Source organism: Methanophagales archaeon (genome assembly GCA_021159465.1).
Lineage (GTDB): Archaea > Halobacteriota > Syntropharchaeia > Alkanophagales > Methanospirareceae > G60ANME1.
Map to the genome: position 1 here is coordinate 1 of JAGGRR010000197.1, position 9,184 is coordinate 9,184.

The 9,184-nt window shown below is 45.7% G+C and carries 13 protein-coding genes; 2 read left to right on the forward strand and 11 right to left on the reverse strand.

Translation table 11 applies throughout. The features are described 5' to 3' along the window. Positions 1 to 144: 144 nt before the first annotated feature. The 10 genes from J7J01_08470 to J7J01_08515 form a co-directional block, all read right to left on the reverse strand. Positions 145 to 1,260, reverse strand: a complete 1,116-nt coding sequence (locus tag J7J01_08470; protein MCD6210898.1) for a CHAT domain-containing protein — start codon at positions 1,258 to 1,260, stop codon at positions 145 to 147. Positions 1,261 to 1,370: 110 nt separating this feature from the next. After that, positions 1,371 to 2,342, reverse strand: coding sequence for a cobalamin biosynthesis protein CobD (cobD, locus tag J7J01_08475; protein ID MCD6210899.1), 972 nt, complete (start codon positions 2,340 to 2,342; stop codon positions 1,371 to 1,373). 1 nt (position 2,343) lies between these two features. Continuing rightward, positions 2,344 to 2,760 carry a hypothetical protein gene (locus J7J01_08480; GenBank protein MCD6210900.1) on the reverse strand — a complete coding sequence of 139 codons (417 nt, stop codon included), beginning with the start codon at positions 2,758 to 2,760 and terminating at the stop codon, positions 2,344 to 2,346. A gap of 37 nt (positions 2,761 to 2,797) precedes the next feature. Continuing rightward, positions 2,798 to 2,938: a hypothetical protein gene (locus J7J01_08485; protein ID MCD6210901.1), complete on the reverse strand. Its 141-nt coding sequence runs from the start codon at positions 2,936 to 2,938 to the stop codon at positions 2,798 to 2,800. 22 nt (positions 2,939 to 2,960) lie between these two features. Further along, entirely contained in the window at positions 2,961 to 3,122 is a 162-nt protein-coding gene (locus J7J01_08490) for a hypothetical protein (protein ID MCD6210902.1), read from the reverse strand. Between the two features lie 15 nt (positions 3,123 to 3,137). Next, positions 3,138 to 3,443 carry a hypothetical protein gene (locus J7J01_08495; GenBank protein MCD6210903.1) on the reverse strand — a complete coding sequence of 102 codons (306 nt, stop codon included), beginning with the start codon at positions 3,441 to 3,443 and terminating at the stop codon, positions 3,138 to 3,140. Positions 3,444 to 3,668: 225 nt separating this feature from the next. Beyond that, positions 3,669 to 5,144: an ATP-binding protein gene (locus J7J01_08500; protein MCD6210904.1), complete on the reverse strand. Its 1,476-nt coding sequence runs from the start codon at positions 5,142 to 5,144 to the stop codon at positions 3,669 to 3,671. A gap of 21 nt (positions 5,145 to 5,165) precedes the next feature. Next, a complete protein-coding gene (locus J7J01_08505) occupies positions 5,166 to 5,540 on the reverse strand; it encodes a 30S ribosomal protein S8e (protein ID MCD6210905.1) in 375 nt (124 codons plus the stop codon). Between the two features lie 34 nt (positions 5,541 to 5,574). Continuing rightward, on the reverse strand, positions 5,575 to 5,736 hold the full coding sequence (locus J7J01_08510; protein ID MCD6210906.1) for a DUF1610 domain-containing protein: 162 nt from the start codon (positions 5,734 to 5,736) through the stop codon (positions 5,575 to 5,577). Next, positions 5,666 to 6,295, reverse strand: a complete 630-nt coding sequence (locus J7J01_08515) for a threonylcarbamoyl-AMP synthase (protein ID MCD6210907.1) — start codon at positions 6,293 to 6,295, stop codon at positions 5,666 to 5,668. The genes J7J01_08510 and J7J01_08515 overlap by 71 nt, the downstream gene beginning before the upstream one ends. A gap of 97 nt (positions 6,296 to 6,392) precedes the next feature. Here J7J01_08515 and J7J01_08520 point away from each other — a divergent pair, with 97 nt between their 5' ends. Both J7J01_08520 and J7J01_08525 read left to right on the forward strand, forming a co-directional pair. After that, positions 6,393 to 7,292: a hypothetical protein gene (locus J7J01_08520; GenBank protein MCD6210908.1), complete on the forward strand. Its 900-nt coding sequence runs from the start codon at positions 6,393 to 6,395 to the stop codon at positions 7,290 to 7,292. A gap of 42 nt (positions 7,293 to 7,334) precedes the next feature. Then, entirely contained in the window at positions 7,335 to 8,375 is a 1,041-nt protein-coding gene (locus J7J01_08525; GenBank protein ID MCD6210909.1) for a hypothetical protein, read from the forward strand. 14 nt (positions 8,376 to 8,389) lie between these two features. Here the strand turns inward: J7J01_08525 and J7J01_08530 are convergent, their stop codons facing one another. After that, positions 8,390 to 9,100, reverse strand: a complete 711-nt coding sequence (locus J7J01_08530; protein ID MCD6210910.1) for a preprotein translocase subunit TatC — start codon at positions 9,098 to 9,100, stop codon at positions 8,390 to 8,392. Positions 9,101 to 9,184: the final 84 nt, after the last annotated feature.

Genomic DNA, 9,184 nt, shown 5'->3' on the forward strand with positions numbered 1-9,184 from the left:
GAATCACGTAAAGCGCGTTCAATACGCAAAATGTCAGAATCACGACCGATGAATCCATATCGCCCCTCGGGACATTTATCTTCTACTTTTGCAAAGTCAATACCTCCTTCCGATTCTCGTATCCTCTCAGGTATAGGGACAACATTATATTCCTGCTGATGTCTCGTGGTCTCGCTTGGTCCACAGCCTGCGCCTCGCTGCTGCTACCGCTTCTGAAAGCGATGCATGAGAAATCAGTTTTTCATAGAACCGCTGCATAAATCTTGCTGCGGTGATTGCATACACGGAGTAGGACATTGCCACCACCCCCTTAGCACCGGTTGCAATCAATTGCGAGGCGATGGATGAAAAAGGGTCTTCAGCTCCTTCAATCGCAGACTGGCATGCATTGAGCACGAACAGCGGGACATGCGCAGAGGCTAATACCTGACCCAGCTCGGAAGCACTTACCTTATGAGGCGAGCCATCCTCATTCTCGAACACGAGATGCCCGGCTCCTGTGCTGACACCAAACCGTGTTAAAGAAGAATCAGGAGGCTGTGCAAACTCACCATGCCCGTCGAAATGCACAAGATTATAATAGCCTTTTCTATCATTCAACCGACGCTGCAGTTCATCGAAAGTAGGTGGACGCAACACTTCCACTTCTATTTTTGCTCGTTGAGCGCGTAAAGCTTCAAGCATCGGTCGCGCAACCATCCCCAGAGGCACATCTCGCTCTCCATAAGGACGAGCAATCACGAGCAGTATGCGAAAGGGCGCATCTGCATCCCCCGAAACAGCCGAAGGCGCCTCAATCTTATGACCTGTGCGATGACGATAGAGTCCTGCGAGATTAAATGCAAGATAACCCCTACCCTGAGTGGGGTCGTAAATCAATTCCCATGGAATGTTTAAAAAAGAAGCGTCTTCTGAGGTTATGCACAGTTCGCAATTCTCAAGTCCTGCTCGCACTGCTTCCTGATATAAAGAACGAGGGTCGGGGTCGAAATCACACTCTGCGAATATCTGCTCGAATATAGATTTGCCCCACTCTTTCATCTTCTTCTCTACTCGTTCCGCCTTAAACCTCTCCGCACCGTAAGGGAACTGAAGATATTCCTCAAGATACCAGCGAAGGGCTTCTCGGTCTTCTACGCTGAGCGGGTCAGTAAAAGGTATTGGCTCCGGGCAGGAACGAGGAACTGCACTGCCGGATTGCCATGCAATTTGAACTTTACCGTTTCCGAGGTCGGTAATGTGAAGGATATTCATAGTCATGGCACTTGTATCCCAAACATATCAGGGTAGCACCCCGGCTGACTCCTATATCTTAATCCATCATACATGGCACAGTTACAGTTACAGTATATGAAACAATAACATATTTCTTACCGACAAAGACACATATATCCCACTATCGTTATCATAGCATAGCATAGTGCGAATATGAGTGCACTTCTCTTTACCACTCTTATAGACTCAGCTATGTGTTCTGTTCGTGGCGCTTCGTAGCCGTTACCGTTACCGCTACTGTCATCTCGCCCGGTAACCGAGTAATGCCCGAGCTTCTCCACCTTCACACGCAAGACCGAACACATCGCCACTATTGTCCGGTGCACTCGTCTGCCCCTTTCCACGGCATCACACCTCGGTCTACCCCCCGCCAGCAATATCAACGCCGCTGCAATACGCTCCGGTATATAATTCAGAATGTCATCTGCCCTTGCAGCGAACCACCCGAAATGCCGGTATCGGTCCGTTTTATAGCCCACCACCGCATCAAGAGTGTTTATCACACGATAGAGCATGGCAGCAGGCACACCGAAGAGTGCGAAATAGAAGAACGGTGCTATGACACTATCTGTCAGGTTCTCGGCGACCGATTCGATGGCAGCAGAATTCAGATGCTCTATATCCAGACTCGATACATCCCTGCTCACTATCTTACTCACTGCTTCCCTCTTCGCTTCTAAATCCGTCGCTGCTATTACTCCTTGAGCATACCTCTCCAGACCCTTCACGGTGAATGTCATCTTGAATACAGGCACTGCTAATATGAGATACAGAACTTCATACGGATACGGTGCCATAGACATAAGCATAAGCAGCGCCAGACAGGGTATAGTGAAGATAGCAGCTATCAGCACAGCATATATAACCCCGAGTACTCGCTCCTTATTTGCGTTGCCCCGCTTTGTTATTCGGTCAAAGAAATACATAAGCCTACTTATCCATACAATAGGGTAAAATCGCTCTAATCGCTCTGGCGGGTCACCAAAAGCGAGATCAATCGCGAGAGCGAGCATGAATATCAGGAGCTGGGTTATGAAGTAACAACAGAAATAAAAACAAGAACTCATTTCATTCTCTATCCTCTATTTCATGTTTCTTCCTCTCCCTCTTCCTCTCCGGTGGACACCTATCTTTGAGGTATTGAAATATGCGCCTCCTCCCACGCTCTATGTCTCTATCTAAATCCTCAACTCGCTCTATACCAAGCTCATGGAGTATATTCAATAGCTCCTTTGCTACTTCGCTCCTGTGTATCCAGTAACAATATGTACAGTTCCATACCGAAGTCACGGTTCCAGTTCTATCCTTACGCCGTAGCCATTCACCACCGGTTTGCGGGTCTTCACAGGGATAAAGAGGGCAGAAGCACCATGTACAGTCCTGCCCCAGGAAATGACAGGGATAATACTCACAGTCCGTCTTTGGTCCAACGAGCTTCTTATCCGCTAATACCTTCTTCAGGTGTTTATATGCCAGAGGATGCATTACTTCTTACTTCTTCCTGTATATCCTCTCTCTTATATTATATTACACAGATGAATTTATCCAGTACTCCGCCCGGTATACTCCCGGTCTTACCAAGAATCAGATAGCCGCCGTTGTTCAATGCAGCTAAGAAATTGAGCAACAACCGTTTCCGGAGCTCCTTTCTAAAATATATCATCACATTGCGACAGAATATGATATCAAAATGCGTGCGAGAACTTCCTGCCTGAGATTAGGTCATGCTGCTGGAACTTCTCAAGTCGCTTCAGATCGTTCTTTATCCTGTACTTAGAGCCTGAATTATAAAAATAGCGGACTATCTGAGCGCGACTGAAATTCCGAAACGCATGAACGTCGTAAATGCCCGCTCGGGCTACTTACAGCGCTTTCGCATCTATATTCGTTGCATGAATGGAGACGAAGAAATTATTCGGTGTGGGACCAAGTTTCTCATGTAGTATGATCGCTATAGTATATGGCTCTTCACCGATGGAACATCCTGCACTCCATATCCGGAGTATCTTATTCTTTCGTCTATTCATCTCCTGTAACTGCTGTGGTAGCACATCGTTTGTGAATGCGTTCCACATATCCCGGTCACGAAAGAAATCAGTTACGTTTATCGTTATTCCATCGAATAGAAGATTCACGAGGTTAAACGCGAACTCTTCATCCAGCACCATAAATAAAGTGAGGAGCACCAACAAAAATAAATAAACAAATAAAAACTCATTCAAAAAGAGATATTGAGCATGAGCAAACTTCTATCTAAACATGATTGTTACGAAAATAGACAATTTGTTGAACAGAAATAAAAGTATAAGTAAAAATAAAAATACGTTAACTCTATCCTTCTTCTCGCGAAACTCGTGGTTACAAAAAGGGGCTAAATAAATACAATAAAGGAATCATGTAATTGAGAACAACCGTGCGAATATGCTCTTCTTACGCTCTTGCTCCTCTATCTCGATCTCCTCCCTACCATTACCATCATCATCAAAATCAACCGCTCTACCGCCGTGCTCACTCCTCCTCACACGGACATCCACGAGTATAGGCAGCTCTATGCCCGGACTTGATAACAGTGCGACACCCTGCGGAATCCTCTTTATCTCCTCCTCCGTCTCACTGCTCATAAACTCCAGACCCCGGCTTAACGCCTTTATGTCATTCGGATTAGTCACACGCAGGATTATCTGCGTATTGCACTGTGAGATGACATTCTTATCCACCCGCGCGGGTCGCTGTGAGATGACCAGTAGACCAAGCCCGAACTTCCTGCCCTCTGATGCGATAGTTCTGAGAATATTCGAGCTCACTGCCTTTTCAAAGCCGCGTTCAGGACAGAAATTGTGCGCTTCCTCTATTACAAGCATCAAAGGCGGTATCTTATTCAGCTTCCTGCCTTCAAACACCTCCTTGCAGATTCGATACACAATTAAGCGCTGTAGCTCCGGTTCCGCACCCTTCATATCTATTATTGATGCACGTCCCACCTTCACCAGTTCCTCTATCCTTGTGGGGCTGTCAGATAAAATACCCGTTTCACGGATTCGCTCCAGGAAGTGAATGATCCTCCATCTCGCACTGCTCTTGCTCTCCGATACCTTCTTGATGATATCTTCAATGGTGTAAAACTCCTTCTGCGATTTTATATCGTTTATACTCTGATATAAAACTCCTAACTGGGCATCAGACATAGGGAACAGGTCGTATAGCTCCTTCACACTCAGGTTTATACCATCTATCCTGAACAATCTGTCGGCGTCGGGATTTATAGAGAAGTTGGTAGGTGTATATACAACGACCCTGGAAGCATAGCTCCGGGGTGTGATTCCATATTTCTCCATCTGTCTTCGTTCTTCTTCGCTCCTGTTCTCGTATTTCAATGTTATATACTCTCCATGGGGGTCTATAATGAGCAGAGGGACATTCTTCTCCAGTAACTCCTCTATCAGCACGCCCGCGGTATATGACTTTCCGCTTCCGGTCTTAGCCAATATGCTGCAATGCTTCTGGATCAGTTCTTCCTTCCTTAGATACACCGGTATATTACGCCCGTCCAGTAGTCCTAAGTAGATGCCACCTGATCTCAGTCCGAGTGTCTCGATGATAAAAGCACGGTCTGCCTTGAAGACTTTATCATTACGAGAGACCGTGCTATTTGGCTGCATTAAAAACCCTCTATCATCTTTGTAACCTATAATCTCCGCAGTTGCCTTCTTCTTATCTCCCTCCGTCAGCTTCACTACGCGTGCCAGTACCCACCCATCAAGCTCGTTCCAGACTTTTACATACTCATTTAGCCTTACTTCTCCACTCACAATGAAATCGAACTTATGTAATTGCACCTCGCCTGTTACTGTCCCTACTAATTTGTACATCCCAAACCAAACCAGATCAAATCAGATCAACTTCGCATTCACCATTCCATTCTGACCCGGTCTGTTCGTGACCAGCGCATCACCCAGCTCGGTCTCTATCACTGCGCCCTTCGTCACTATATTCCGCCTGATGTAGAACGGATTGGCAGGATTGCTCTTCACAGTGATGATCCGCGCCTTCTTTGTCGTACCGCTTCGCGGGTCTGCGACGTTAGCATACTCACAGCGCAGCAGTCGTGCTTTTATATTACCTCCCATCGTCCTCACTATCTTCCGCTTTTCAGTGCCGATGACCGTCTCTGCAGCCGGGCGACCAGCCTCATATGCTCGCTTCTTCCTATGTCTATGCAACCTCCCCCCCGTAGGTTTCCTGACGGATTTACCTTGCCATCTCATCTCCTTTTCACCTCATTCTATCTCACATCATGCATCATGGACCCTCAAAGCCACACGCCTCACATCTGTACAAATTACTCTGCTTCCGACACTTCGCGCATCTACCTATTTCCACCTTGCCACAGTTAGGGCACGGAAAGACCGTGTAGCCCTTTTCCAGCAGTTTCGCTTTGCAGGACGTGCAATATTCTATCATAGTTCGCTCCTTCCCTCAGTATTTTCATCCCCTTCGTCATATCCACTATCGTGGACGGTATACCATATTTACATTTACCTCCATTTATAATAACATCAGCTTTTATCTTCACTTCCTCTACATATACCGGTGGCTTCTCGCCCGTTAGATTCGCACTCGTCGCGGTTATGGGTCCCGTCTCGCTTATTATCCGCGTTGCTATCCGATTTTCGGGGAACCTTACGCCGACAACCTGCGAATGTGCTGTTAAAACATCGGGAACTATCTCCTTCTTCCTTAGTAATATCGTGACAGGTCCGGGTAATAGTCTGGTTATAATACCCATGTATGATTGCTCCACATGAGCTACCTCATGCAGCATCTCAAAAGATGAGACCGCGAGTGAGATAGGCATTGATAAACTCCTCCTCTTTAGCTCGTACACCTTCATTACTGCCTCCTCTGATAACGCTGCAGCACCCAGACCATAAACCGTTTCAGTTGGATAAACCACCGTACCGCCACTCTTTATCGCTTCTATTGCATTCGCAATCCTAGCTTCGAGCGTGGTTATTGGCATCTCAATAATTATCAAACTCGTTCTTAAAGAAGTGAACCATACCATCAAAAGGATATTGATAATGGATAGCTAAAAGTTATTATGGATGTACGGTACCATGAGAGATAGATCACAGTTTCAAGCTAAACCACCCTATTTCCTATCTCTGGGTTTCATAACCCATGATAAACCTTTTTTCAAACCTTCTAATTTTAATAAAAGTTTTATCGGTGGTGCTTCGGCATATTCAGCAATATTAGCGAGGAACTTCGGATTCGATTCCGCGATAGTCACGAGCGTAGGGAGGGATTTTGAAGATTTTGGTGCGTTAAAAGGCATTCGGTTGGCGTATCAGATAGGAGAAAGCACAACGACATTTTACAATAAACCTCTCGAAGGAGGAGAAGGTGGTGGAAGGAGAGTTCAATACGTCACGAGTGTTGCAGAGAGGATAAAGGAAGAAACGATACCGAAGGAGTGGTATAATGCCAAAATCGTTTATGTATGTCCGGTATTGAATGAATTAGAGGAGGAGATAATAAGAAAATTTGAGCGTTCTATGATCGGTGTAGCGCCACAGGGCTGGATGAGAAGCGTCGGCAAGGGAGGGAGAATAGAGAAAAAGAGATGGGAGAAAGCGAATGAGGTCTTGCAGAAGGTGGATTTTGTGATAATGAGCGATGAGGATGTTTTTGAGGAGGATGTGGCCGAATATGTGGAACATGCAAACATTTTTGTATTGACAAGGGGCAGGAACGGTGCGGAATTGTATTTGAATAAAGGTTCGTATCATGAGCATATAGATGCAGTTGAAAGGGAAGAGGTGGACGCTACTGGTGCGGGTGATGTTTTCGGCGCTGCTTTCTTGTTGAGGTTTAATGAGACGAAAGATGCAGTTGAGTCGGCAAAATTTGCATCTTGCGCTGCTTCTTTTGTCGTTGAAAAGGTGGGTGTAGAAGGTGTTCCTTATAGGGAAGAGGTAGAGGAAAGGATAAAGAAAGAGGGGAATAAACGATAAAACTCAATAATTATAAGTAACCTGCTATTAAAGATTAGAGGAATGAGTGCGGATGTAGATGTAAGTGTAACAGTGACCTCACCCAGCAGGCTCCACTTCGCTCTTATAGACCTGAACGGGGAACTTGGCAGAGTAGATGCGGGGATTGGCGTTGCATTGAATGAGCCATCATTGAAGATAAAGGTCTCTCCTCTGGATTCTGAATCGGCATCGAAAGCGGAAGAAGAATCAGAGAATCCCGTAGAGGTTCTGCCGATATTGAAACGGATAAGGGAGAGGATAGAGCCTGAATTGAAGTACTATTATAAGGTGGAGATATTGAGGGCATTGCCTCATCATGTCGGTTTAGGCTCACGGACACAGCTCTCGCTAAGTGTGGCGAAGGCGATAAGCGTGCTTGAGCATCGTGATTTCACAACTTATGAACTTGCGAAACTGGTAGGTCGTGGCGGGACATCCGGCATTGGCACCGCTGCTTTTGACCACGGTGGGTTCATACTCGATGGTGGGCATCTATTTAGAAGAGGCGGGGGCAGAGGTGCAGGTGTGAAGCACTCTTTTCTTCCTTCTTCCGCATCGGAAGTCCCACCGCCTCCCGTTCTATTCCAGCATCCATTGCCCGAAGACTGGTTCTTCGTTCTCGCTATCCCTCATGCTAAGCGTGGCGCACATGGTAGTGAAGAGATTGAGATATTCAAACGGAACTGCCCGATAAGAGCTACAGAGGTGGAGAAGTTATGCAGGCTGATACTCATGCGAATCCTCCCATCTGTCATTGAGAAAGATATATACACATTTGGGGAGAGTTTGAGCATGATACAGCAGATAGGGTTCAAGAAGATTGAGGTTGGACTCCAGCATCATATAATAAGAGAACTATTCGATTTCCTCGCTACTCACGCATTGGGGTACGGCATGTCCTCTTTCGGTCCTGCAACCTATGGAATAGTGAAAGGTGAGAGTAGAGCGCGAGAACTCGCACAACGCACATACGAGTTCCTGGCTGAGCGTCATGTAGCGGGTTCAAGTTCTGTATTTTATTCCAATGTAAATAATAAAGGTGGTGTAGTGAATTATTTTTGAATGATTTCTTGCAATTACAAACGTTTCTTAGAGATGACGCTCGCAACTATTATACCTATCTCATAGAAAATTACCAGTGGGAAAGCCACAATAAGCTGACTCACGACATCAGGTGGTGTAAAAAGCGCAGCGAGCACGAACATCGCCACGTATATATATCGCCTGTATCCCTGCAGTGTATCTATCTGGACGAGTCCAGACTGAACAGCAAAGAGGAGGACGACGGGAAGTTCAAACGATATTCCAATTATGAGCGTTATTATGATGACGAAAAATGTAAACTCGTTGATAGACCAGGTTGCAGTAACTCCCGCTGCTGCTGACATATAGTTGAGATAACTTAGAACGAGAGGCAACATGAGGAAGTAAGCATAGCTTATTCCCGTGATAAACAAAGAAATGGCAGAACTAAGCAATATAATGAGATGCGATTTTTTCATTGGATTCCTTATCCCAAACCTCTCTTTTAATGCCTTATACACGTAATAGCACACAACGGGCGTGGCAAGTATTATACCCGTGAGCAAAGCTATCTTTAATTTCAGCATTATCACCTCCACGGGTGAAATATAGATGAGGACTGCACCCTCTGGCAAGAGGTCATGTTTTATTCTCAGCAGTATGGGGTCTGCTAATAATGAAAAAGACAGGAGCATACCAGCAATGACAATGCCAGAAATGAGCATGATTTTTTTCTTTAACGCTCCAATTATAGTCTCTTGCAAAACTTTATCTATTATCCCATCTCATTCTGTCCTATGAAGGGAGAACGAATATCAATCAGGAACTTTGAAGAGGTCAGGTCACAG

What these genes read in the sequence shown, in the direction of transcription:
- J7J01_08515 (MCD6210907.1), bottom strand. Translation starts at nt 6,295, where the DNA reads ATGCCAATAACCACGCTCGAAGCTAGGATTGCGAATGCAATAGAAGCG.
- J7J01_08470 (MCD6210898.1), bottom strand. Translation starts at nt 1,260, where the DNA reads ATGACTATGAATATCCTTCACATTACCGACCTCGGAAACGGTAAAGTT.
- cobD (MCD6210899.1), bottom strand. Translation starts at nt 2,342, where the DNA reads ATGAGTTCTTGTTTTTATTTCTGTTGTTACTTCATAACCCAGCTCCTG.
- J7J01_08510 (MCD6210906.1), bottom strand. Translation starts at nt 5,736, where the DNA reads ATGATAGAATATTGCACGTCCTGCAAAGCGAAACTGCTGGAAAAGGGC.
- J7J01_08505 (MCD6210905.1), bottom strand. Translation starts at nt 5,540, where the DNA reads ATGAGATGGCAAGGTAAATCCGTCAGGAAACCTACGGGGGGGAGGTTG.
- J7J01_08480 (MCD6210900.1), bottom strand. Translation starts at nt 2,760, where the DNA reads ATGCATCCTCTGGCATATAAACACCTGAAGAAGGTATTAGCGGATAAG.
- J7J01_08500 (MCD6210904.1), bottom strand. Translation starts at nt 5,144, where the DNA reads ATGTACAAATTAGTAGGGACAGTAACAGGCGAGGTGCAATTACATAAG.
- J7J01_08485 (MCD6210901.1), bottom strand. Translation starts at nt 2,938, where the DNA reads ATGATATATTTTAGAAAGGAGCTCCGGAAACGGTTGTTGCTCAATTTC.
- J7J01_08525 (MCD6210909.1), top strand. Translation starts at nt 7,335, where the DNA reads ATGAGTGCGGATGTAGATGTAAGTGTAACAGTGACCTCACCCAGCAGG.
- J7J01_08495 (MCD6210903.1), bottom strand. Translation starts at nt 3,443, where the DNA reads ATGGTGCTGGATGAAGAGTTCGCGTTTAACCTCGTGAATCTTCTATTC.
- J7J01_08520 (MCD6210908.1), top strand. Translation starts at nt 6,393, where the DNA reads ATGAGAGATAGATCACAGTTTCAAGCTAAACCACCCTATTTCCTATCT.